The organism is Umezawaea sp. (assembly GCF_036375055.1).
Taxonomy (GTDB): Bacteria; Actinomycetota; Actinomycetes; order Mycobacteriales; family Pseudonocardiaceae; genus Umezawaea.
The window spans coordinates 15,336-40,747 of the sequence record NZ_DASUSQ010000162.1 but is presented as its reverse complement, the minus strand read 5'-3'; the positions used below and the strand labels follow the sequence as shown (position 1 = coordinate 40,747).

13 protein-coding genes are annotated in these 25,412 nt (G+C 71.7%); 4 read left to right on the top strand and 9 right to left on the bottom strand.

Going from position 1 to position 25,412, the window contains the following annotated elements:
• Window positions 1-50: 50 nt before the first annotated feature.
• The 3 genes from VFZ92_RS38560 to VFZ92_RS38550 form a co-directional block, all read right to left on the bottom strand.
• A complete protein-coding gene (locus tag VFZ92_RS38560) occupies window positions 51-2,771 on the bottom strand; it encodes a tachylectin-related carbohydrate-binding protein (protein WP_330882375.1) in 2,721 nt (906 codons plus the stop codon).
• 126 nt (window positions 2,772-2,897) lie between these two features.
• Window positions 2,898-3,368, bottom strand: a complete 471-nt coding sequence (locus tag VFZ92_RS38555) for a hypothetical protein (protein ID WP_330882373.1) — start codon at window positions 3,366-3,368, stop codon at window positions 2,898-2,900.
• Entirely contained in the window at window positions 3,368-13,012 is a 9,645-nt protein-coding gene (locus tag VFZ92_RS38550) for a polymorphic toxin-type HINT domain-containing protein (protein WP_330882370.1), read from the bottom strand. The genes VFZ92_RS38555 and VFZ92_RS38550 overlap by 1 nt, the downstream gene beginning before the upstream one ends.
• A 268-nt stretch (window positions 13,013-13,280) precedes the next feature.
• Between VFZ92_RS38550 and VFZ92_RS38545 the strand changes: the two genes are divergently transcribed.
• A complete protein-coding gene (locus VFZ92_RS38545; RefSeq protein WP_330882367.1) occupies window positions 13,281-14,111 on the top strand; it encodes an aminoglycoside phosphotransferase family protein in 831 nt (276 codons plus the stop codon).
• An 11-nt stretch (window positions 14,112-14,122) separates the two neighbouring features.
• Window positions 14,123-14,839, top strand: a complete 717-nt coding sequence (locus VFZ92_RS38540) for a sulfite exporter TauE/SafE family protein (RefSeq protein WP_330882365.1) — start codon at window positions 14,123-14,125, stop codon at window positions 14,837-14,839.
• A gap of 261 nt (window positions 14,840-15,100) precedes the next feature.
• On the opposite strand, the gene VFZ92_RS38535 is transcribed toward VFZ92_RS38540, so the two are convergent.
• Window positions 15,101-15,577 (bottom strand): hypothetical protein, encoded by a 477-nt coding sequence (locus VFZ92_RS38535; protein ID WP_330882363.1) that lies wholly within the window; start codon window positions 15,575-15,577, stop codon window positions 15,101-15,103.
• Window positions 15,578-15,790: 213 nt separating this feature from the next.
• On the opposite strand from VFZ92_RS38535, the gene VFZ92_RS38530 reads away from it, so the two are divergent.
• Window positions 15,791-18,910 (top strand): CHAT domain-containing protein, encoded by a 3,120-nt coding sequence (locus tag VFZ92_RS38530; RefSeq protein WP_330882361.1) that lies wholly within the window; start codon window positions 15,791-15,793, stop codon window positions 18,908-18,910.
• Between the two features lie 13 nt (window positions 18,911-18,923).
• Window positions 18,924-20,087: a hypothetical protein gene (locus tag VFZ92_RS38525; protein ID WP_330882359.1), complete on the top strand. Its 1,164-nt coding sequence runs from the start codon at window positions 18,924-18,926 to the stop codon at window positions 20,085-20,087.
• Window positions 20,088-20,144: 57 nt separating this feature from the next.
• Here VFZ92_RS38525 and VFZ92_RS38520 read toward each other — a convergent pair whose 3' ends face one another.
• The 5 genes from VFZ92_RS38520 to egtC form a co-directional block, all read right to left on the bottom strand.
• Entirely contained in the window at window positions 20,145-20,498 is a 354-nt protein-coding gene (locus tag VFZ92_RS38520) for a YybH family protein (protein WP_330882357.1), read from the bottom strand.
• Between the two features lie 12 nt (window positions 20,499-20,510).
• Entirely contained in the window at window positions 20,511-21,713 is a 1,203-nt protein-coding gene (locus VFZ92_RS38515) for an MFS transporter (RefSeq protein ID WP_330882355.1), read from the bottom strand.
• 192 nt (window positions 21,714-21,905) lie between these two features.
• Window positions 21,906-23,507: an alpha/beta hydrolase gene (locus VFZ92_RS38510; protein ID WP_330882353.1), complete on the bottom strand. Its 1,602-nt coding sequence runs from the start codon at window positions 23,505-23,507 to the stop codon at window positions 21,906-21,908.
• Between the two features lie 159 nt (window positions 23,508-23,666).
• Complete coding sequence (egtD, locus tag VFZ92_RS38505; protein ID WP_330882351.1) at window positions 23,667-24,641, bottom strand: L-histidine N(alpha)-methyltransferase; 975 nt, start codon at window positions 24,639-24,641, stop codon at window positions 23,667-23,669.
• Window positions 24,638-25,411: an ergothioneine biosynthesis protein EgtC gene (gene egtC / locus VFZ92_RS38500; RefSeq protein ID WP_330882348.1), complete on the bottom strand. Its 774-nt coding sequence runs from the start codon at window positions 25,409-25,411 to the stop codon at window positions 24,638-24,640. The genes egtD and egtC overlap by 4 nt, the downstream gene beginning before the upstream one ends.
• Between the last annotated feature and the right edge of the window lies 1 nt (window position 25,412).

The following is a 25,412-nucleotide window of genomic DNA, read 5'->3' as shown; positions in this document are numbered from 1 at the left end:
GAAGGGGGCCGCTCACCTGTCGTGGTGAGCGGCCCCTTTTCCCGTCCCCGCTACGGGTTCGGGAGTTCCACGCGCGTGAACCGCGGCTGGGTCGCGGCCTCCGCGGACCGCTTGGCCACCACCTGCTCGGACGAGACGTCCTGGTACAGGTAGGCGACACCCCTGCGGTCGCGGAAGGTGATGACCCACGTGCCGTCGAGCAGACCGAGGACGGCCGGGTCGGTCACCGCCTCGTCGGTGCCGACGGCCTGCCAGGCCCGGTAGGAGGACCCGCCGGGCGTGACGGTGCCGGTGTTGTAGACCAGCCCCGACGCGTCCCGGACGGTCACCTCGACGTTCCCCGCGGGCGTGAGCAGCGCGGCGGGCGCGCCCGCCGCGACGACGACGCCCGGAAGGGCCGTCCACGTGCCCGTGAAGCCCGCGTCGCCTTCGACCTGGGTGTGCACCACGTTGTCCGCGCGGCGGGCGAACACCTGGAGCTTCCCGTCGGCCAGGGTCACGACGGACGCGGCACCCACCCAGTCGGCTCCGCCGAGGCTGCTCCACGCGCTCAGCGAGCCGTTGGTGAGCGTGGCGGTGCGGTGGACGCCGTCGCGGCCGAGCGCGACGATCCTCAGCGTGTCGCCGACCCGGACCACGGAGGGCGCCGTGGCGCTCAGGTCGCCGCCGCCCAGCGGGAGCCAGCCCGCGAGGTCGCCGTCCCTGCCGTCCTGCGAGCGGAACCACAGCGCGCCCGCGCCGTCGACGCCGAAGCTGACGAGCTCGTCACCCGCGCCGCGCACGACGGTCGGGGCTGACGCGAGGAACCCGCCCGCCTGACCGAGGCCGAACCACGCGCCGCCCTTGGTGACGGTGCGGTTGGAGCGGACCTCGCTGTCCCGGCCCTGGGCCACCACCTGGAGACGGCCGTCGGCCAGTTCGACCGCCGACGGCCGGTCGGTGAGCTGCTGGTAGCCGGGCATCACCCGGAAGTTGACCGTGCGGATGTCCTGCACGTCGCGCTGCTCGCCGTGCACGAGCGCACCTGCCGCGTTGACCCAGAAGTGCTGGATGCCGCCGTCCGCGGACTGCACGAGCGCCGTGGGCGCGTTCGGCACGGCGGGCACGGCCGGGCGCTCCGGCGTGCTCGACGTGGCGAGGGTGCACGTGTTCGGCGGGGCGACGACGTCCCACTCGCGGCCGTAGCCCCAGCCCCAGCCGTTGGCGACGCGACCCGCGACGCTCCGGCCCGCCTGGTCCGCGCGGAACCACGTCAGCTCACCGGGGTTGCCCGTGTCGCCGGTGCCGGAGGTGCGGCTGTAGAGGATGTCCGCGCCCGGCGAGAACACGCCGCTGTAGCGGTTCCACCCGCTGCTGACGAACTTCTCGCGCTGCAACCAGCGCTGCGACGCGGCGTCGTACTGGAAGCGGTACAGGCGACCGTTGTCGAGGCTGGGGTCGCGGGCGTAGATCACGCCCTCGCCCGCGGCGGCGATCAGGTCGAACCTGCCCCAGTCGCCGTCGATCAGCCGGACGTCCCACTTCTTCGCGACGGCGTCGTAGCGCTTCCAGCGGAGCGTGAAGTCGTCCTGGACGCTGTAGAAGTCGCCGCGGCTGTCGACGGTGATCCGGTTCTGGTAGGACGGGGTGTCCCAGCCGAACCACCCCGAGTCGATCTTCTCCCACTGCGAGCCCGCGAACAGGTCCCAGGCGGTGCCGTTCCAGCGGAGCCTGCGGACGTCGCCCGAGGGCGTGATGTTGTAGACGACCCCGTCGAGTCCGGGGAGGACGGAGCCGGTCCAGCCGGTGCCGATCTCCCGCATCGGCGCCCAGTCGGGGTTTCCGGTCGCGGAGTCGTTGTGGGTGTACAGCCTCAGCGTCGCGTCGGGCAGCCTGGCGTAGACCGGCGTGCTGGACGCGCACCGCACGGTGCTGAGCGTCGCGGGTGCGAGCGTGCACGCGTTGGTCTGCGCGGTGACGTCCCACTCGCGACCGTAGCCCCAGCCCCACCCGTTGTAGGTGCGGGTGGCGATGGCCTTCGCGTTCTGGTCCATCCGGTACCAGTAGAGCTCACCGGGCTGGCCGTGCTCCCCGACGCCCGCGGTGTGTCCGTAGAGGATGTCCGCGCCGGGCGAGAAGATCCCGCTGTGGATGTTCCAGCCGGTGCCCGCGAGCACGTCGCGCTGGGTGAACCGGTCGCCGGCGACGTCGTACTGGAACCGGTACAGCGCCCCGCCGCTCTGGTTGGGGTCGCGGGCGTAGAGCACACCGTCACCGGCGGCCACGATCAGGTTGAACCGCCCGAAGTCGGCGTCGATGACCCGGTCCTGCCACTGCTTGGTGACGGAGTCGAACCGCGACCAGCGCAGCTTGTTGTCGTCCTGGACGCGGTACAGGTCGCCGCGGCTGTCGAACACGATCCGGTCCCGGTAGGGAGCCAGGTCCCACCCGCCCCAGCCGGTGGCGATGACCTCGTACTGCGCCCCGTTGGTCCGGTCCCAGTCCGTCCCGTTCCAGCGCAGCTTCCGGAACTCGCCACCGGGCGTGATGTTGTAGACCAGTCCGTCCGGCCCCGCGATCGTGGTGCCGCTCCAGCCGGTGCCGATCGTCCCGGACGGCCCCCAGACACCGCCGCCACCGACGCCGTCGTCGTGCGTGTAGCGGCGCAGTTCCCCGTTCTGGAGCCGCGCGAACACCGGCGTCGACGGCAGGCAGCTCACCGTCCGCGCCGGACTCGGCGCGTCCACGGCGGCGGCCGCGGGCGCGGTGAACACGGCTGCCAGCGGAGCCACCAGGACTCCCGCGAGAACCGCCGCGGAAACGCGGAACGCTCCCCCGCTCAAGCGCGATCTGCGCACTCTCATCGACCCCTTCATCGATCTACCGATCCCCCACCAGCCGTGCGGACGTGAACCGAGTCAGCTACGCCCCTTGGACAAAAAACTGCGAACACCCCTCAGGGGCGCACCGAGATCCTTCCGGTCCAGCCCGGCGGCCTCCAGGTGGACGAGGATCTTCGAAATCCCCTCGAACTCCGGGAAATGGTTTTCCAGTTCACCCAGGCACGAGTCGAGAGCGCGAATCACGTACTCCTCGATCTCAGCGTCGCCGACACCGGTCGCCGACACCGGAACAGGAGTGGGCGGCGTCGCCAGAATTATTCCTGGCGCACCATCACCTCGCGTGTTGACGAGGACCTGGGCCACTCCCATTCGCGGAACCCCCCCGTAGCGCTCATGGGCGAGGGGGAAGCTCAGGATCGCGACATCGCACCCCGCACCCGTCTCGGGCACCGAGCCGACCCGGAACTCCACGTCGGGAATGTCGCCCAGAGCCTCTCGACACGCCTGCACGATCCGCTCGAGCGAGGCCGCGACCACGTATTCCATCAGCACCCCACACCGGTGCTCATGCTGGTCATGATCGAGGGCCTTCCAAGCTTCTTCAATTCACCGTTGTTCAACGCCACTCCACCGTCGACCACGTCCGCAGTGTAAGCCATTCGAGTTTCCTCAGGCAGGCTCGACAGCCTGACCGAAGTGCGGATCATGGTGTACGGACCCTCAGCCGAAAATGCCGCGAATGCCCTCCGCGAGTACTCGGCAGCACCCCTCTCGGTAAAGGAGAAGTACTTGACACCCTGCGGGCTGTTCCACTGCCGATTTGCCAGGATATCGCCGAGTTCACCTTCGGTGACAGCCCGCCAGAGGTACACCAGGTCCGAGTTCGAATCGGCCTCGTTGTGGACCAGCACCGGAGTGCTGCCCGCCATCACGTAGAACGTGTGGATGCCGTCGACGGTCAGGTTGTAGACCTTCCGCACCTGCGTGTAGGCCCGAAGCCCGACGACAGCGGCGGGGGTGCCGTCAGCGGTGTGCAGCCGATGACCGACTCGCAGCTCGTCCGCGTCGACCCACTCGCCCTCGCCGTTCACCCAGAACGGGTGGTCGCCGGTGGCCGTCAGGCTCCCGACCCCGGCACCCGTCGCCACGGTCGCCTCGACCAGGTCCTTCTCGCCGTCACCGACGATCACGTCGGTGACCCTCTTGTCCGCCGTGGTCCCGGTCGTCGGGTCGGTCGCCACCACGAGATCACCGACCTGCACGTCCTCGATCGCCCGACGCGTCCCGTCAGCCATCAGCACCAGGGTCGCGGGCAGGAAGCTGTTGGGGTCCTTGCAGCTCACCACACCCTTCGCCGAGTCCTTCGCCACCTGCCCGGCACCGCGCCGCACCCCGGCCTCCGCCGCCGCCTCGGCGGTCCCGACGGCGACCCGCCGACCAACGGCGGCACCGCCCCCGGTGAAGATCGCGCCGATGACGTCCGGCACCAGGTGCCCGGCCGCGCGAGCCGGGTCGGTCGCCCAGGTGTCCCAGTCCACCAGCGACTTGCCGAACGCGAGGGGGTCCTGCAAGCCGTTCCACAGGCCCCCGTACAGGTTGGCGATGTTGCTGAACAGGCTGGACGGGCTGAGGACGACGCGGAGCGGGGTGAAGTTCCAGGCGAACTCGACCAGGCCGCCCGCCGCCTCGACCGCTCCCGACAGGAACGAGCCGACCTGGCCGATGACCGGGTACGCCTGGACCGCGGAGTTCCACGCCGCGTCGATGGTCGCCTGCGCGTCCTCCACGCTCAGGTCCGTGACCATGCTGACCACGCGGGCGGGGATGGTCGGGATCGCGGAGAACACGGTCTTGGCGGCGTCCTCGATCGGGTTGAGGACCCACTTCTCGCCGAGCGCGCTGATCTCGTCGAGCACTCCGCTGAACGCCGTCCACCCGGATTCGAGCGCGCCCAGGATGCTGTTGAGCGCGTTCGAGCCCCAGGTGAGGACCTCGCTGAACTTCTCGCTGACGGTGTTCCAGGTGCGCTTGCCCCAGTCGACGAAGCTGTTCCAGGTCCTCTTGCCCCAGTCGACCACGTTGTTCCAGGTGTCGGACGCCCACTGGACCACGTTGTTCCAGGTGCGCTTGCCCCAGTCGACGACGGTGTTCCACGCCTGCGACGCCCAGCCCGCGACGGCGCTCGCCGCGTTCTTGGTCGGCTGCACCACGTTGTCGTCGACCCAGCCGCCGACGGCGTCGATGGCGTCGCCGACCCAGTCGAAGCCCCAGTGGCCGTCGGGGTCGCTGTAGCGGATCGGTGAACCGGAGCCGTAGGTGTAGCGGTTGAACAGCACGGAGCCGCCGGAGGCCGCCATGACCGAGTCGCGGGAGTTGAACGCGCCCGTCGACGGGTCGTACCAGCGGGACCCCATGTTGACCTGTGCGGTGTCGGGGTCGGTCCACGAGCCCTGGAAGCCGATCGAGCGCTTGCCGCCGCTGGTGCCGAGGACCTTGCCGAACGGGTCGAACGCGGCCGAGTCGGCCAGCCCCGCGGTGCCGTCGCCGGGTGCGAGGCCTCCGACCAGGTCGCCGTGCATGTCGGTGATCGCGAGGCGCTTGTCCTGGCCCTGTTCGAGCGCGACGAGCTCACCGGACGGACCGCGGGTGTAGTCCGCGGCGCCGTCGCTGGCGAGTGCGTCGCCCGCGCCGCTGTAGGACAGGCGCGTGCCGTTGCGGACGACCATCCGGTCGAGGCCGTCGTAGGCGTAGGTCGCCTGGCCCTGGCCGACCATCCGGTCGAACGCGTCGAAGGTCATCCGGTCGGTGAGACCGGAGCTGGTCCGGCTCGCCAGCGTGCCGCGAGCCGTGTAGGCGTAGGTGAAGTCGCCGTCGGCGAGCAGCCGGTTGCGGGCGTCGAACGTCGACGTCTTGTCGTCGACCCTGGTCCGGTTGCCCGAGGCGTCCCAGCCGTAGGTCGTGGTCCGGCCCGACCCGGTCCACGAGGTCATCCGGCCCGCGTGGTCGTAGGTGTAGGTGTTCTGGCCCGCTCCGGCGGTTCCGGTGGTGGTCTTGCCGGTGACGTTGTCGGCCGCGTCGTAGCCGTAGGCGATCGAGGAGACGACGGAGCCCGCGGTGTTCCTCAGCTTGTCGGCGGTCGGCCTGCCGAGGTCGTCGAAGTCGAGCGTCCTGACGTGCCCCGACCCGTAGACGACCTGGTTGACGTCACCCGCGGCGTTGTAGCCCAGGGTCTGCCGTCCGCCCGTGACACCGTCCTGGACGGACGCGAGCCTGCCCTTGTAGTACGCGTAGGTGGACGTGCCCGCCGCGTCGGTCCGCTCGGTCACCCGGCCGCTCGCGTCGTAGGCGAAGCTGGAGGCTCCGGACGGCCCGGCCGCCGTGAGCAGCGCCCCGCGGTCGTTGTAGGTGAAGGTGTTCGTGCCGCCGGGAGCGCTGACGCCGGTCAGCCTGCCCGCGAGGTCGTAGGAGTTGGACCTGGTCGCGGTCGCCGCCTCGGCTCCCGCTCCGGTCTCCTCGGTGAGCCGGTTCAGGGGGTCGTAGGTGCGCTGGCGGGTGACGCCGCCGGGCGCGGTGGCGGAGACCGCGTTGGTCGCGGCGTCGTAGGCCACCGTCCAGGTCCGGTCGGCGGCGGCCGGGTGGGCCTGCGTCGAGGGTTCGACGACCGACTCGGGCAGGCCGAGGCTGTTGAACGTGTAGACGGTCGGGTTGCCGCGCCCGTCGGTGTAGCGGGTGCGGTGGCCCACGGCGTCGTAGCCGAACCCGGTGGTGATGGTCTCGGTGGCCGAGACCGGCTCCACCTGGCTCACCTGCCGGTTGAGCGCGTCGTAGGTCGCCGTGGTGGTGTGGCCCAGCGCGTCGGTGCGGGCGACCGGGTTGCCCGCCGGGTCGTAGTCGACCGAGGTCCGGCGCAGCAGCGCGTTCGACGGGCTGAAGTCCAGCACGCCGGTCTGCCTGCCCGCGTCGTCGAACCTCAGGGCCGTGTACCGGCCGAGGCCGTCCTTCTCGGTGATCTTGCGGCCGACCTGGTCGTAGCCGTGCTGGGTCGTCACGCCCGCCGGGTCGATCGTGGTGATCAACTGGTTGGCGGTGTCGTACACCTGCTTCGCCACCTCGTCGTTCGGCGAGGTGGTGCTGGTGAGGTTGTCCGCGTCGTCGTAGGCGTACTTCGTGGTGAACGCCGTGGGCTGCGGGCTGCGCTCCAGCCGGGTGGTCGTGATCCGGCGGCCGAGGTCGTCGTAGGTGGCCTGGACCCGCGCGCCGACCGGGCTCGTCACCGAGCGCTGCTCACCGGTCCGCGTGTAGGTGTAGCTCCACACGCCGCCCGCGGCACCGCCGACGTCGGGGTCCTGCTTGCGCACCACCCGGTTGAACTGGTCGTAGGTGAACGTCGTGGTGTTGTCCCGCCCGTCCGTGGTCGTCCTGACGTTGCCCGCGACGTCGTAGGTCGTGGTGGCGGTGGGCGTGATCGGCTGCCCGCCGGGCGGCGTGTAGGACGGCAGCACCGCGCGGGTCCGCCGCCCGAGCCTGTCGTACTCGGTGCGGGTCACGGCACCGGTGGCGTCCCTGACGTCGGTCATCTGGTCGAACGTGTTGTAGCCGGCCGTGGTGGTCGGGTTCGCGGTGACGGGAGCGCCGCCGCCGGTCTCCACCGACACGGCGGGTGCGGTGGACGTGACGCGGCGGCCCAGCTCGTCGTAGGTGAACCGGGTGGTGAAGTCCTCCGCGACGGCGCCCTCGGCGTTGCCGCGGGGATCGGTGGAGGACGTCACGTTGCCGCGCTGGTCGTAGGTTCGCGACGTGGTCAGGGCGACGCCGTCGGCGAACGTGCTGTCGCTGACCCGCCTGCCCGGCCCGTCGTAGACGTGGTCGAGCACCGTCGAGCTCGCGCTCGCCGTGAACGGCACGTTGGACGGCCGTCCGCTGCGGACCTCGCGGACGATGTTGTCGCCCGCGTCGTAGGTGTAGCGCATCCGGCGCTGCACCCGGTCGGGGTCGACCGTGGTGGCGGCGACGCGGCCCAGCGCGTCGATCTCGTGGACCGTGGTGACCTGGCCACCGCCCGCCACCTGCTTGACGAGCGCGCCCGCCGCGTCGTAGGTGTTCTCCTGCAACGTGATGTCGCGCGTCGTGCCGTTGGCGTTGTGGAACCCGGTCGCGATGACCTTCCACGGCTTGTCGTCCTGGTAGTAGGTGTAGACCAGGGTGCGGCCCATCGCGTCGCTGCGCACCACCAGCCTGCCCGCGTGGTCGTAGGCGTTGTCCTGCACGACCAGGTCACCGCCCGCGGGGGCGGCCTCGTCACCGCGCCAGTCCTTCAGCCGCACCTCGGCGACCTGGTTTCGGGCCGTGTAGCTCAGCTCCGTGCGGTTGCCCGCCGGGTCGACCGACCACACGACGTTGCCGAACACGTCGTAGCCCTGCGAGGACTCGCGGCCCTCGGGGTCGACCGCCCTCACCAGCCTGCCGTGCGCGTCGTGGTCGAACGTGCTGGCGCGCGGCTGGTCCCCACCGGTCAGGTCGACGACCTCGACCCCGGTCCTCCGGCCGTCCACGTCGTACTCGGTGGTGGCGCGGGAGGTGTGGGTGACGCCGGTGATCGGGTTCCGGACGCCGGGACTGGTCACCCGCGACGGGCGTGACAGCGCGTCGTAGGTGTAGGTGGTGGTGACCCCGTCCGGGTGGGCCTCGCTGATCTGGGTCTCGCTGGTCTTGCGCCCCAGCACGTCGTAGGCGAACCGGGTGGTGAGACCGGACGGTGCGACGACCTCGGCGAGGTCCCCGTTGCGGTAGTAGGAGTTTCGCGTGACCTGGCCGCGGGCGTCGGTCCTGGTCGCGACCAGTCCCGCGGGGGTGTTGCCGCCGCCGAAGGCCGCGTCCGAGTCGACCGTGTAGGTCTGCGACGTCCCGCTGCCGTCCGGTCTGGTCCTGGTCAGCGTCTCGCCGAACGGCGTGTACGTCGTCCGCACGACGTAGGTGTCGTCGGTGGCGCTCGTCGAGCGCGCGTCGCGGTGCTCGACCGGCTTGTCGTTGCGCGGGTCGATGCTGTTGCCCGCGTTGAGGAAGTACTCGGTGCGGCTGGTCTGGCAGTCGGTGGAGCTGGTGCGGCAGGTCGTGGACGACAGCAGGTTGCCGCGCTCGTCGTAGGTCATCCTGACCTGGGCGCCCACCTCGTTGGTGATGGTGTTCTGGAAGCCCGCGGCGTCGTAGTCGAAGGTACGCACGCCCTGGCCCTTGATCGGGCCGGTCTCCCAGCTCGGTGGACCGGTGACGGGTCCACCGCAGAAGACCGGCCCGCCGTTCGGCGGCGTGGAGGTGGTGCAGGTGGGCGTCGTCGTGGTCGTGGTCGGAGCCGGGGTGGCGTCGGACTCCCGCGCCCCGAGCCCCAGCGGGGACGAGTAGCGGACCACCCGGCCGCGAGCGGCGTCGTAGGCGTAGTCGTGGAACCGGTTGCCGGGGTCGGTCACCGAGACGGAGAGGATCGGGTTCGTCCCGTCACCGCTGCTGGACGGCGTGCCGATCCGCCACAGGCCGCCGTTCTCGTCGACGGACTCCCTGAGGCGGTCGTTGACCGTGTCGTAGGTCAGCGTCGCCGCCGTGCGCCCGGACGGGAGGGTGATCCCGGCCAGTTGGGTCGCGCTCGCCCTGGCCCTGAAGTGCGCCGCGACGGCGGTGTCGCCGACCGGGTGCTGGTAGAGGGCGACCTCGGCGATGTCGCCGGTGAAGTACCAGCGGGGGTTGGGCCCCCACTGCGGCCAGGAGCCCGCCGCGTAGCCCGCGCCGATCTGGTTGAACGGCACGTCCTCCGGGGCGATCGTGCCGTCGACGCTGCCGACGCGCGCTCCGTCGAGGTACATCGTCTGGGTGGCGAGCGAGCCGGACAGCACCACGTGGTGCCACTGGCCGTCGTTGACCGGCTCCGGGGTCGTCACCGGGTTCACCGACCCGTGCCAGAACTCGCCGCGCAGCCTGCCGTCCTGACCGACGTAGAGCACGGGCACCGCGCCCGTCGACTCCTCGCCGAGCGCCTTGCGCTGCTGGGCGAACAGCGGGCCGCTCGCCGTGGTCCTGAACCACAGCTCGATGGCCGTGCTGCGGCTCTTGACCGACAACTCGTTGGGCAGCGTCACGACCGACGACGTGCCGTTGAACGTGGCCGCCCGCGTGCTGGTGCCGCTCAGCGGTCCCGCGTTCGCGTGCCCGACGTCGGTGTACCGGCCGTTGTCCTCGCCGAGGCGGGTGCCCCCCTCGCTGACCGCGACCTCACCGGTCGTCTCGCCGAGCCGCCAGTAGGAGTCGGGGTTGGAGTCGGCCACCACGCTGCGGTAGTGCGAGCCGGTCGAGTGCTCGTAGGTGGTGCACCCGCCGTTCGGGTCGCACACCCCGGTGAGCTGGTCGCCGTCGTAGGTGTAGGTCCACGTGAGGGCCTTGCCGCCGACCGGTTCGGTCGACACGGACCCGATGTGGCCGCCCGACCAGGTGAAGGTGAGCGTGCGCCTGCTCGTGTCGCTGGTGGCGGTCTTGAGCCTGCCCGCCGCGTCGTAGGCCAGGGACACGGTGCGCCGCTGGTTGTCGACGACGGCGCGCAGCCTGCCGTCGCCGCCGAAGGTGTACAGCGTGGAGGCCTTGTCCTGGAGGCTCCAGCCGCCGTCGACCTGCCGGAAGGTCGCGTAGCGACCGGACGGCGGCGCGAACGTGCCGTCGCCGTTGCGCCCGAACCTCGCCTGCTGGCCGTCCGGGTAGGTCACCACGACGTTGCCGGAACCGTCCTGGTCCGGCACGACGCGCATGTCGTAGGTGCTCGACCAGCCCGCGCCGAACAGGAGGTCCGTGCGCGGGTCGAGGCTGTTGTACGTCCGGGCCACCACGAGCGCGGGGCCGACCGTCGCGACGGACGCGTCGATCGCGCTGCTGAAGTAGTTGCCGGTCTGCGGGTCGAAGTCCTTGTTGGACCCGCTGTACGGCGCCACGGCCAGGTGCGAGGTGATCTCCGGCTGGGGGACCACGGTGAGCAGCGCGCTCTGCGGGCCCGGCGGGCTCTGCACCGTGCCGTTGGAGGCGGTCACCCGCCAGTAGTAGGTCTTGGACCAGCGCAACCGGTTCGCGGGCACGGTGTAGGTCTGCCCCGGCAGGAACCCCGAGTCGGTGCAGGCGAAGTCGACGCCCGCGGAGTCCTTCTCGCAGAGCTGGTAGTTGTAGGTCAGCGACGAGCCGGGCTTCGGGGCGATGTCGAGCGCCTGCGCCCACAGCGAGGGCGTCAGCACGGGCGACGGGTGGCCGTTCGGCGGGTACTGGTCGACGATCCTCGGCGGGATCTCGTAGACCTGCAGCACCAGCCGCAGCACGGGGAGCATGTCGTCGGAGAGGACCCTGACCCCCTTGTGGACGATGCTGAAGTCCACCGTGTACTTGCCGGGCTCCAGCTTCTCGACGAACGGCTCCAGGTTCACCGTCTCGCCCCTGGCCACGTCCTTCGGCAGCGGTGCGGCGTTCTCGACCTCCGAGACGCGGCTGCCCGACTCGGTGAAGATCCGGTAGCCGAGGCTGTAGTCACCCCGCGTCCACGGGCCCGAACCGAGGTTGGTGGCCGACACCTTCACCTCGCCGCCCTGCGCGCGGGTGATCGGCGGGTCCGGTCGGGGATCGAGGAACTGGTAGCTCGCGTTGTACCGCGAGTACGTCACGTACAGGGCGGGGGCGGCGCCCCCGGCGGCGTGGCCCGCGAACTTCTTCCACGCGTGGACGTCGTCGACCGGGGCGCGGACGGTGAGACCGTGGTTGGCCTGCTCGCCGTCCACCCAGCGCTGGACCAGGTCGCGTCCTGGCGTGCCGAGGTTGACGACCTCCCAGGTGGCCGGGCAGCCCTCGCGGCCGTGCGCGAACGACGCCTCGGTCAGCGCGTCGCCGTAGGCGGGACCGGGGTAGCCGCCACCGGTCCCCCACGGCTCCGTCACGCCGTGCACGGTGATCGGGCGCGGGCGGCAGGAGTAGGAGTGCGTGTTGGCCAGCGCCAGGTGCGACGAGAAGATCTTGTGGTTGCGCAGCCGGTTCTCGATGCCGTCGAACTTGAGGTACGAGGCCGCCGTGGTGCCGTCGACGCGGCCCGCCTTGAGCTCCGCGCCGGAGGTGTCGCGGAAGCCGTCCTGGGCGATCATGCTCGCGTTCGCGGCCTGGGGCTCGATCGTCGGGTCGACCAGCACGGGGTACTGGCGCGCGGGGTCGTCCAGCCACGGGGAGTCGAACTCGACCTTCAGGGCGGTCGCGCCGTCGTGCTCGACCACTTCGTACCGGACGGCGTCGGAGCGGGCCGGGTCACCCGACAGCTCGTCGACCTTGGAGTCGACCATGAACCCGCGCGGGAACCGGGCGCGCTCGACGTCGCGCTCGTCGAGCAGCGCGACCCGCCCGTCGACGACCTCGGCCCGCAGACCGGTGAGCCTCAGCGGGAAGGTCCACGAGCGGGGCGCCTTCGCCGAGGTGAGGACCAGCGTCTCCTTCAGCGCGCCCGGCCGGACGTCGAGCCGCACGTCCGCGTCGGGCCGGATGCCGGGGTAGGTGAGGCTGCTGCCGTCGGCGCGCCCCTCGACGGGCTTCGCGTCGGCGACGCCGTAGGAGAGCTGGTGCGCGTCGTCGAACACCACCCGCACCATGCCGTCGGCACCCGCCGTGCGGGAGAACCGCAGGTCGAGCGAGTCGGCCGCGTTGCGCCAGCCGCTCGTGGGCGACGAGCCGTCCGGCACGACCGTGGTGACGATCGGTGCCATCGTGCCGTCCGGCCGCTCGAAGTTGAGCGGGCCCTCGGAGAACTCGGTGGTCGTCGTGCCGTCGGAGTTGGCGTAGGTGCGCTCGAACGGCTCGCGCCGTTCGGGGATCTCGCGGCTGGTCGCGGCGTCGAAACCGGTGACCTCGCGATCACCGTTCGCCCGCTCGGCCCCGTTCGGGGCCGCGGCGTCCGAGGCGAAGGACAGCGGCGGGTACTTCGACCGCTCCGACAGGGCCGGGCGGTTCGGGGAGGAGTCGGAGATCTGGGCCGCGTTCTCGCGGCCCGCGCGTTCCAGGGCTTCCTTCGCCGATTCCCAGCGCTGCTCGGGCGCCAGGCGGATCGCCTCGGCGAGCTCGGGCATCCCGTCGAACAGCGGGGGCGTCAACCTCGACGCCGTCGGTCCCGCGAAGCCGAGGAGCAGCAGGATCACCGTGAGAAGCGTGAAACGCCGCCGACGCCCGCGCGGTCTTCCGGGCACGGCGAACAGACGAATTCCCCCCACAGCGCGACTTCCCCCCAGGTTTCCCACCCGTGATCACGCGGTCGCCGCGACCGCGCGAGGTAAAGATGCGGTACGGGGGCGGAAATGACAACCCTCTGTTGCAGCGGCTACGGCGGACCGTAACCATCGTCACACGGACGAGGGCGGCCGTGTCCCGAACCGGACACGCGCGGAGGTGCACGGAGGTGGTCCACCGGTGGACGAACAGGTGCTCGACGTGCTCGCCCGACACCTGCCCGCCTACCGGGTCGAGCGGGTGGTGCGGCTGGGTGAGGGGCAGGACAACGTCGCGTTCGAGGTGAACGGCGAGCTGGTCGTGCGGTTCGCGAAGGTGCCCGACCCGGCGGAGACGGACCGGGAGGTGCGGTTGCTGGCGAAGGTGGCCGAGGTGTCGCCCCTCCCGGTGCCGGCACCGGTGTTCTCCGTCACGGAGGTCGGGTGCGTGGTGTACCGGAAAGTGCCCGGAAGGCAACTCCTGGGCCTGCCGGGAGCGCCCCCGGTGGAGATCGGCGCGGTGCTCGGCGGGTACCTGGCGGTGCTGAACGCGGTGCCGCCGGAGCGGATGGCGGACGTGGTCGGGGCGGACGACGACCCGCCGTCGCGGTGGCTCGCGGAGGCCGCCGAGCTGTACGCGCCGGACACGGTCCCGGCCGTCCACCGTGGACCGATCGAGGAGTTCCTGGCCGCCGAGCCGCCGTCCGCGCGGCCCGCACTCGTGTTCTCGCACAACGACTTGGGAGCCGAGCACGTGCTGGTCGACCCTCGCGGGTGGACGGTGGGCGGGGTGATCGACTGGACCGACGCGGCGTTCACCGATCCGGCGTACGACCTCGGGCTGCTCTACCGCGACCTCGGTCCGGACGCCTTCGAGGCGGCGCTGGCGGCGTACGGCAGCGACGAGCCGCGGGAGCGGGCGGTGTTCCTCGCCCGGTGCACCGCGCTCGAAGACCTGGAGCACGGGATCCGGACCGGGCACCGGATCCACGCCGAGAACGCGCTGGCCTCGATGGGGAGGCTGTTCTGTTAGCGTAGCTAATCATGTGGACCGGACTGCTGCTCGCGGGCTTGGTGGTGACGCTCGGAGGGCTGGTCCAGGGACTGGCGGGCTTCGGCCTGGCGCTGGTGGCCGTGCCGATCCTGGCCCTGCTGGACCCGTCGCTGCTGCCCGTGCCGATCCTCATCACGGCCATGACGCACTCCATCATGAGCCTCGCGCGCGAACACTCCCACGTGGACTGGCACGGCGTCGGCTGGGCGATCCTCGGTCGGCTGCCCGGAACCGCGATCGGCGTGCTGCTGGTGGACTCGCTGGACCAGAACCAGTTCAGCCTGCTGATCGGTGTGGTCGTGCTCCTCGGCGTGCTGCTGTCGGTCACCACCTGGAACCCCCGCCCCACCAGGACGGCGCTCGTCGTCGCGGGCCTCGCCAGCGGCTCGTTCGGCACGGCGATGTCCGTCGGCGGCCCACCGGTCGCCATGCTCTACCAGAACTCCCCCGGCGCCCAGATCCGCGCGACCCTCGCCGCCTACTTCGTCCTGGGGTCCTTCACGTCGATCATCGGCCTCCTCGTCGCGGGCCAGGTGCACCCGCCGCAGGTCGTCACCGGTCTCCTGCTGATCCCGTTCCTGGTGGTGGGTTTCCTCCTGTCGAGCCCGCTGCGCAAGCTGGTCGACGGGAAGGGCGTCCGGATCCCCGTGCTGCTGCTGTCGACCGCCGCGGCGGTCACCCTGATCCTGCGCAGCGCGCTCGGCTAGGGCACCGGTCCGGCATCCGGTCGAAGGCCGCCTCGGCGACCACCGGGATCCCGTGCGCCGCGGCCTCCTCCGCCCCGCCCGACAACGAGTCCGGGTCAACCGCGACGACGAGCCCGGTCTTCTCGGTGACGGTCCCGCGCACGGCGAGCCCGGCGTTCACGGCCCGTTCCTCCCAGTCCTGCCGCGCAGTTGGCCGCTCGTCGCGGGCGGCGGCCGAGCGTTGAGCGGCAACCCGGTGCGGCAGAACGGAAAGCCCTGCCCTCAGGGGGCCGCCCGGTCTTCCCGCTCGACAGCCCCGCGGGGTGGCGGGAGACCGGTTCCCGGGTCTTCGGCGCGCGGCAGCGGTGCCACGGCCTCGTCCGCCCCGATCGGCCGCAGGCTCTCGGGCCTCGCGAGCTCTTCGCCGTGCTCCACCAGCCGCAACTCGTGGCGGGCCTCCACGATCCGCGTGCGCACGTGGTCCAGCTCCGCCTCGACCGCGGCGCGCGCCTGGGCCAACGCGATGGCGTGCGCCGTCTTGCGGCGCGCCAGCTCGTTCTCGAGCCGCAGCTTCTCCGCCGACCGGTCCCGCAGGATCCGCTCCGCCTCGGCCCGCAACCCCTCCACCCGCTGCCGCGCCTCCTCGTGCTCGACGCGGTCGACGCCCGCCAACCGCTCCTCGACCTGGTCCAGCCGCCGCTGGAGGCGGGCGACGACCTGCTCCAGCTCCGCGATCCTGCACGCCTTCCGCCTGAACATCGCCCACGTCCTCAGCTCGTCCGCGGCACCACTCCGTCCGCCCCGGTCATCGCCGGGTCGAACGCTGCGTGTTAGCCAGGACGGTCCCCGTCACCCTGGTGGCCCAACGTTCTTCACCCGAGCGGCTCCTCAAGTGGTGGTACGAACACCGCCGTCCACCGGCCGGGGCGGTCCCCGCACGGGACGACCACCGTTCACCGCTAACTTGGCGGGATGCCCCACGGCGAGCTGAGCGAGCAGGCAGTCGCGCTGCACCACCGCTACCGCGAGTCGAACGACCTGGCGGACCTGCGCGCGTCGGTCGACCTGCTCCGCCGCGCGACCGCCGCTCCTCCACCCCGCCCCCGGCGGATGGCGAACCTCGGCGCCGGTCTGATCTTGCTGTTCGAGCGCCTCGGTGACGTCGAACTCCTCCACGAGGCGCTGGCCGCGTGCAGACGGGCGGTCGAACTGGCGCCCGGCGACCCCCAGTACCTCAGCAACCTCTCCGCCGGGCTGGAACAGCTCTACCTGCACACCACCGACGAGGAGGCGCTCGCCGAAGCGGTCGACACCGCGCGGGAGGCGGTGAGGGCGACGGCGAGCGGCGACCCGGCGCTCATGATGCGGTTGTCGAACCTCGCCAACTCCCTGCGCTCGACGTACCAGCGCACCGGCGACACGGCCGCCCTGCTCGAAGCCGTCAGCGCGGGCGAACGCGCCGCGGCGATGCTGGACGGTGCCGGCGACGAGGCGAGCAGGTTGCTGTCGAACCTCGCCAACGCCCGCTGGGACCTCGCCCAGCACCACGACGACCCGGACCTGCGCGCCGAGGCGGTCGCGGGTTTCCGGACCGCCTTCGACTCCACACCGGTGGGCCACCCGAACCGGCCCGACGTGCTGTCGAACCTGGCCGACCGCCTGGGGATGACCGCGACCAACGCCGCCGAGGCCGACGCCGCCGTCGCGCTCGCGCGCCGAGCACTGGCGTGGACCGACGGATCGTCCCCCGACCGGGCGCACAACGAGAGCTGCCTCGCGGCGACCCTGCGGACCCGGTTCAACCACACCGGCGACGTCGGGTCGCTCGTCGAGGCGGCCTCGCTCGCCCGATCCGCGCTGCTGCGCACCCACCGCGACCACGCACGCCTGCCGAGCAGGCTCGTGGAGTTCGGGAACGCCCTGCGCGCGCTGCACGAACGCACCGGGGAACTCGCCCCGGCCGTGGGAGCCGTGGAAGCGACCGGCAAGGCCGTGGAGATCACGCCGGTGGGCGACTCCGCGCGAGTCGGCCACCTGATCGATGCGGCGAGCGCTCGGTTCGTGCTGTACGAGCGCACCGGCGACGTCGAGCACGTGCGCGAGGCGGTGGAGATGGGCAAGCAGGCCGTGCACGAGCAGGGCGCGGACCACCCGAACCTCCTCGGAACGCTCACCCAGGTGATCGCGCCGATGGTGGCGCTCGCCTCCGAGACGAACGACGAGGCGTTGTTCGAGGAGGTCGTGGCGATCGGACGCCGCGTCGCCGCCCTGCCCGACGACCACCGCGACGTCGTTCCGGCGTGTTCGAACACGGCCCACGCGCTCCTGCGACGCCACGCGCACACCGACGACCCGCGGGACGCGCTCGACGCCGCGCGCCACGCGCGCCGTGCGGCGGAGCTCACCCCGCGCGACTCGGCGCTCCGCCCGCCCATCCTGATCAACCTGGGCGCCACGCAGCTGCTCGTGGGCCTGCACGACGAGGCCCGCGCCACCTTCACCGAGGTGACCGCGGCGCCTGCGGCGACGGTGCTCGACCGGATCAGGGCGTGGCGGTACCTCGGTCGCGTCGAGATGGACGTGAACGCCGACGACGCGGCCGTCGCCGCGTTCCAGCAGGCCGTCTCGCTCCTGCCCCAGCTGGCACCCCAGCGGTTCCCGCGCGGCGACCGCGAGTTCGGTCTCGGCAGGATCACCGGGCTCGCCGCCGAAGCGGCCGCCGCCGCGGTCCGCGCCCGCCGTCCGGACCTCGCGGTCCGGCTGGTGGAACAGGCGCGCACGCTGCTGATGTCCGAGACCCTCGACGCGCGTTCCGACCTGCGAGCCCTGGCGGAGCGGCACCCCGACCTCCACCAGGAGCACCAGCGGCTCCGCGGGGCGCTGGACGCGGCCGACCACCCGGTTGTCGCCCACCACGTCGGCGCACCGCCGCCCACGCGTCGGGAGGAGCTCACCGCGCAGTGGGCGGACCTGCTCGATCGCGTCCGCGACCAGCCCGGCTTCGACACCTTCTTGCTCCCCCCACCGCCTCTGGTCGACCAGGGCCCCGTGGTGATCACCTATGCGACCAGGTGGGGCGCGGGCGCGCTCCTGCTGCGGCCGGACCGGCCGATCGACGTGGTGCCGCTTCCGGGCATCACCGACATCACGGCCGCCGAGCAGGCGGACCGCTTCGAGCGGTCGTGCCTCGCGGCCGTGCGCACCTCGTCCTACGGAGCGCGCAAAGCCGCGCTCGACGACGTGCACGGTGTGCTGAAGTGGTTGTGGGACAACGTCACCGAGCGCGTGCTCGACCACCTGGGGTTCGGCCTGCCCACGAGTTCGAGCTGGCCGCGGGTGTGGTGGTGCCCGATCTCCGCGATGAGCTCGCTGCCGCTGCACGCCGCGGGCCACCACGACGGCGATCCGGGGCGGACCGCCGTGGACAGGGTCGTGTCCTCCTACACGACGTCACTGCGCACGCACGCGCGCGAACCCCGTGCCGCGGCCGACTCGTCGGCGGTGGTCGTGGCGATGCCCGAGACCCCCGGCGCGGGGGCGCTGCCGTCCGCGGAGTCCGAAGCCGAGACGATCACCGGCCTGGTGCCCGGATCGGTCGGACTCGTCCGCGCCGAGGCGACCAGGGCCGCGGTGGTCGAGGCGCTCCCCCGGCACGCGATCACCCACTTCGCCTGCCACGCGGTCGGCGACCCGCGTGACCCGAGCGCGAGCCGCTTGCTGCTGCACGACCACGAGACCGACGCGCTCACGGTCGCCGAGGTCTTCCAGCTCGACCTGCCGAACGCGGATCTGGTCTTCCTCTCCGCGTGCAACACCACCGACACGGCACCGCGTCTCGTGGACGAGGCGATCCACATCACCGGCGCGTTCCACCTCGCGGGCTACCGCCACGTCATCGGCACGCTCACCCCGGTGAACGCGACCGCGGCCCGAGTGGCGGCGGCCGTCTACGGGCTGTTGACCCTCGGGGGCACGGTGGCTCCGGACACCGCAGGCACCGCCCTCGCGCTGCACCACGCCGTCCGGCTGATCCGGACGGACCACCCCGGCGCACCCCACACCTGGGCCGCCTGGATCCACGTCGGCATCTGACCAGGGAGTCACCGTGCACCTCGCCCGGATCGACCTGCTCCTCACCGAGGAACCGCGGGCCTTCACGTCCACCGACGTCCACACCGGTCGGATCAGCGTGCACGGCGTGCAGATCGACCACATCGGCGTCGACGACGAGGATCAGGACGTCCTCCTGCTGAAGGTCCTGTACGACGTCACGTTCGAGGAGGACGCACCGGAACCGCTCGTGGCCGAGATCGGGTTCGAGTTCCGCACGCCCGACGTCCGCGTCCGCGACGCGTGGCCGAGATCGGTGACCAGCGACCGCCCACCCGAACGGCTCGCGGTGACCAGGCGCCTGGAGTTCGTCCGACACACCCCCGACTGCACCGGTCTGCTCGACGACAACGTTCCGGTCCCCGACCTCGCACCCGCCGTGCACGCGCTCGGCATCGGCAGCGGCACCGTCCGCTGGCGCCACACCGGCGGGGTTCGACCAGGACCGCGGCGCGGCTGGCTGGTCGTCACCGCACCCGCGTCCTGTCGCGAGGTGGAGGTCCTGGCGACGGCCGAGCACGAACTCGAAGACCCCCTCGGCATGCACCCCCGCGGCAAGCCCGAGACCGTCTTCATCCGGTTGCCGCACCGCCGCCAGTCGCTCGACGGCCTTCGCTACCGGATCGGCTTCGCCGTCGACGTCGTGGGCTTCGGCTCACGCACCGTCGAGCAGCAGTCGGCGGTGCAGCAGAGGCTCTCCGCCGTGCTGGGGCGATTCGCGGACGAGCTGGGCATCGCGGTCGATCCGACCAGCTTCGCGGGCGAGGGCGACGGCTTCCTCTACTACCTGCCGGACGTGGACGCGCTCGCCGCCGTGCGCCACCTGGTTCGGACCGTGCCGCGTCTGCTGCACGAGGACAACCTCCGGCACGACGACCGGATCAGGCTGCGGATGGCGGCCGACGTCGGTCCGGTCGGGTCGGCTCCGCTCGGGTTCACGGGTCCGACCACGACGCGGTTCTGCCGGCTGGTGGAGAGCAGCCAGATCCGCGACGCGATGACGACCACGGACACCGACATCGCCATCTTCGTGTCCGACACCCTGAACGAAGACGTCGTGCGGCAGTACGGCGACCTGTCGTGCCTGCCGTTCGAGCGGCACGACGTGGTCGTGAAGAACTACCAGGCTGTCGGACACCTCCTCACCTGCTCGCCGTGAACGGCGGTCGCGGCACAAGACCTCGGCACGGGGCCAGGACCCACCGTGCCGAGCCCCTCACCCCAGGACGTTGGGCTCGTCCAGCAGCCACAGCCAGGTGCCGTCGGGCTGCCTGCGGGCGACCTCGGCGGTCGCCCCGCGCCCCCGTCTGGTCGACGTGAGCGCCAGGTTGCCGTTGTGCAGGGCGGTGCGCTGCTCACCCGCGACGAACTGCGGGCGGTCCTCCAGCAGCATCGTGTAGATCTCGCGGATCTCCTCGGCGCCCGTGGCGCGCCTGCCGTCGGGCAGGGCGAGGACCGCGCGGGGCTCGTAGAGGGCTACGAGGCCGTCCACGTCGCCCGCGTTGGCGCGTTCGACGAACATCCGGCCCAGGTCTTCGGGTGTGGTGGCGCGTGCTTGGTCGTTCGGCATGTGCCGAGCATGTCAAACGGGTACGACAGTTTTCACACGGCGTTCGACGACGACCGACAGGACGGCGATGGCGAGGCCCGCGAGGGTGAGGGCGACACCCACCCACGCGGTGGACTGGTAGCCCCAGCCCGCGGCGATGGCGAGGCCGCCGAGCCAGGCCCCCGCCCCGTTGGCCATGTTGAGGGCCGAGTGGTTGGACGAGGACGCGAGCGACGGGGCGTCCGGCGAGGCGTCCATGAGGCGCACCTGGAGCGCCGAGGCGAGCACGGTGGTGGTGAAGCCGATCAGGAACAGCAGGGGGAACGTCGCCACGGGGACGGTCGCGAGCAGGCCGAACAGGGCGAGTTCGACCGCGGTGGCGATGAGGGTGCCGAAGACCGTGCCCATGACGGAGCGGTCGAGGAACCGGCCGCCGAGCCAGGCTCCCGCGGTCATGCCGAGGCCGAACACGGCGAGGATCCACGGGACCGCGCCCGCGCCCAGGCCGGTGACCTCGGTGGTCGTGGGGGAGATGTAGGAGTAGACGGCGAACATGCCGCCGAAGCCGATCGTGCCGGTGAGCAGGGCGAACCACACCTGCGGACGGCGGAACGCGCGGAGTTCGGCGCCGATGCCGGCGTCGTGGGCCGCGGCGATGCGCGGCACCCACCTGGCCAGCGTGAGCGCGGTGACGACGGAGACGACGGCCACCGCGGCGTACGCGCTGCGCCAGCCGATCTGCTGGCCCGCGGCGGTCGCGAAGGGAACGCCGATGAGGTTCGCGACGGTCAGGCCGACCATCACGCGGGCGACGGCCGTGCCCCGGCGTTCGGGGGCGACGATGCCGGAGGCGACGACGGCGGCGATGCCGAAGAACGCGCCGTGCGGCAGGCCCGCGACGAAGCGGGAGACCATCAGCAGGGTGGCGTTCGGGGCGATGGACGACAGGCCGTTGCCCAGCGCCACGGCCAGCATCAGCGCGATCAGCAGGCCCTTGCGCGGGAGCTTCGCGGCCAGTCCGGCGATCAGCGGGGCCCCGACGACGACGCCGAGCGCGTAGAGGCTGATCGCGTGGCCCGCGGTGGGGATGGAGATGGCGAACGTGTCCGCGACCTGCGGCAGGAGGCCCATCGTGGCGAACTCGGTGGTGCCGATGCCGAAGCCGCCGAGTGCCAGGGCGAAGAGCGCCGGTCCGGTTGATCGACGGGTGGAGGTGGGCTCCAGGGTCGTGGTCAAGCCGGACTCCTGACGGGCAGCGGTATCAGCCTAGTTGAATGCTGAACCGATTCTACCGGCAGGTTTTGGCTGTTCAGTCGTGCGCCTGCTCACAGACGTCCTATCTCCCCAGGCCTGGTTCTGCGCGGGCTGTGGGTCGCCTGGGTGCCCGCTCCTCCCGCTGCGGGAGGAGCCGGAGGAGCGGGCTGGTGGTCAGGCGAACGGTTGGACGTTCGGTTGGAAGACCTGGCCGTTGGCCGGGACCTTGAGGTTGACGAGGTAGTCGGTCGCCACGGTGTCCACGCCCGCGCTGTCGCCGAGGATGCAGTGGCCGAACGCGTCCACGCTGACCAGTCGGGCGTTGCCCAGCTGCTTGGCCATGCGCTGCGCGAACCTGTACTGCGTGGCGGGGTCGTAGTAGTTGCCCACGACGAGGACCGGGTTGGGGGTCTTGCGGTTCCACGGGCCCGACCAGCGGTCCGGGTGGCGGACCGGCCAGCTCGCGCAGGTGAGCAGGTCGGACGCCGCCTGCGAGCGGCCGAAGGTCGGGGATTCGCGCTCCCACTGCTTGGCCACGAGCGGGAACAGCTCCGGCACGCGCACGAACGGCTTGTCGGTGCAGTTGACGCCGTAGTACGAGTCGTCGAACTCGTACGGGGTGTCGCCCAGCACGCGCACGTCGGCCAGACCGCGGTTGTTCGCCAGCAGCGGCACGTCGGTGACGGCCGCGACGGACAGCGACGCCACGCCGTTGACGGCGTTGTGGATGGTCTGGAGGTACGCGGCCAGCAACGTGAAGCTGGCGGGCGAGTACAGGTTGCTGCCGACCCGGCCGATGACGCCCGCGTAGGTGGCGGTGGTGCCGTCGGGCAGGGTCACGGCCCGCGTGCGCAGGTGGTCGCGCAGCGCGTCGAACTTGGCGCGCGGGTCACCGTCGCTGAACGCGCACTTGGGGCCGACGCTGTCGCAGCGCTTCAGGAACGCGTCGAGCGCGATCTCGAAGCCCTGTGCGCGCTCGCGGTCGTACTGCGCGCCGTTGTGGGTGCGCAGGTTCGGGTCGACGTTGCCGTCGATCACGATCGCGCGGGACTTGGCCGGGAAGATGTTCGCGTAGGTCGCGCCGAGCAGCGTGCCGTAGGAGAAGCCCACGAAGTTGAGCTGCTGGTCACCGACGCCCTGGCGCATCAGGTCGAGGTCGCGGGCGACGTCCTCGGTGGACATGTGCTCCAGCAGCGGTCCGGCGACCTTCGCGCACGACCTGGTGTAGTCGCGCGTGGCGTCCATGGTGTCGCGGATCTCGGTCCTGGTGACCGGGACGGACGACATCCTGCCGAAGACCTCGTCGGCCTCCTCGTTGGTGGTGAAGCACTTCAGCGGCGCGCTGCGGCCGACGCCGCGCGGGTCGAACCCGATGAGGTCGAAGCGCTTCATGATCTCGGGCTGGAAGAACGAGCTGCCGTACGCCGAGTAGATGAGTCCGGCGCCGCCGGGGCCGCCGGGGTTGAGGAACAGCGAGCCGATCTTGTTCGCCTGGTCGTCGGCCGGGCGCTTCATCATCTTGACGTCGATGGTCGCGCCGCGCGGCTCGCGGTGGTCGAGCGGTACCGGGTAGGCGGCGCAGCTGACCTTGTCGCGCTGGGCGGCCGGGATCTCCGCCAGCACGTCGGCCGCGCAGGCCGTCCACGTGGCGGGCTTGGCGGACGTGATCTCGGGTGCGGGTTGTGCGGCGGCGGATCCGCCGACTGCCAGACCGGACCACACGACCCCCAGGGCCAGTGCCGATGCCAGCGTTCTGCGTGCGTTGGGAAGTGCCACGGGTGATGCTCCTTGGTCTCCGCGTGCGTCGCCCCTCTCCTGACTCACGACGCAACCGCCGGAGAATGCCACTCGTTCGAGTGCCAGCACACCCGCAGATCGGGGGGTTTCGGTCGCTGTGCCGGCCTGTTCGACCACGCACAGCGACCGCTAACCCGTTCAGCCCACTGCTCGGGCCAACGAGAGGGCGAACCTCCCCTGCGAGTCGGTCCACCACCGGTGCAGGTCGAACCCGGCCTCCTCCAGCTCCGTCCGGACGCCGTCGGGGCGGAACTTCGCCGACACCTCGGTGCGCAGCTCCTCGCCCTCGGCGAACTCGACGTCCAGGTCCAGCTCGGCCAGCCGCACCGTGACCGCGCGGGTGGCGCGCAGGCGCATCTCGATCCACTCCTGCTCGGCGTTCCACAGGGCCACGTGCTCGAACGCGGAGACGTCGAAGTCGCCGCCCAGCTCGCGGTTGATCACCCGCAGCACGTTGCGGTTGAACTCCGCCGTCACGCCCTGCGCGTCGTCGTACGCCCTGACCAGCACGGCGGGGTCCTTGACCAGGTCCGTGCCGAGCAGCAGCCACTCCCCCGCGCCGAGCACGGCGCGGACCGCCGAGAAGAACTTCCGCCGCTCCTCGGGGATGAGGTTGCCGATCGTGCCGCCGAGGAACGCGACCACGCGGGGCGCGTCACCGGGCAACCCCGCCAGGTGCTCGGTGAAGTCGCCGACGACGCCGTGCACCCGCAGGCCGGGGTAGTCGGCCAGGATCGCGTTCGCGGCCTCGGTGAGCGCGGTCGTCGACACGTCGAGCGGCACGAACTCCCGCAGCGTCCCGTGGTCGCGCAGCGCGTCCAGCAGCAGCCGGGTCTTCTCCGACGAGCCGGAGCCCAGCTCCACCAGGGAGTGCGCGCCGGTCGCGTCCGCGATCTCGCTGGACCGGGCGATGAGGATCTCCCGCTCGGCCCGCGTCGGGTAGTACTCGGGCAGCCGGGTGATGTCGGTGAACAGCTCGCTGCCGACCGCGTCGTAGAACCACTTGGGCGACACCCACTTGGGGGTCGCCGTCAGCCCGGCCCTGGCCTCCGCGCGCAGCGCGCGGGCCGCGTCCTCGGGTGTCAGGTGCACGTCCACCACTGGCTCTGTCATGGGTTTCCTGTTCTGCCTCGTGGGCCGATCGGCCGGATGTCCACGGTGGACGGATGGGCGCTCACCGCGACGACGGAACCGTCGGGGATCTCCCGCCAGCGCTCGTCGGCGTCCCACGGCTCGGACGCGAGCGCGACCGAATCGGGGGTGGAGAGGACCCACAGGGAGTGCGTCCAGGTCGTGCCGACGAGCACGGTTCCGTTGGTGAGCAAGAGGTTCAGCCGCGAACCGGGTGCGGTCGCGGCCACGTCGGACACCACGGCCGCCAGTGCGGCGGCCGGGTGGTCACCGGCCGCGAGCCGCGTGCGGACCAGTGCCCACAGCAGCGCGGAGTCGGTGGGGGCGTCGAGGGTCAGCAGGTCGGTCACCGGCAGCGCCTTCGCGAGGTCGGCGACGGAGCCGGGCCAGTCGGCGATCCGGCCGTTGTGGCTGAACAGCCACCGCCCGTCGGTGAACGGCGCGCACGCCGTCTCCACGAGCGGCATCCCGACGGTGCCGCTGCGCACGGCGGCCAGCACGGCGCCGGACGTGCTCGCGCGCGTCACGGCCTCCAGGTTGGCGTCCGCCCAGATCGGCCCGGTCCGCCGGTAGCGGACCGCGGCCGAGCCCGGAGCGGGGTACCAGCCGACGCCGAACCCGTCGACGTTGACCGACCCCCCGCCCCGCATGTCCGCCGGTGCGTACGACTGGTGCACCAGCGAGTGCGGCGGGTCGGCGATCAGCGATGCCACGGGCACGGCGGTGCCCAGGTAGCCCAGGTGGCGGCACACG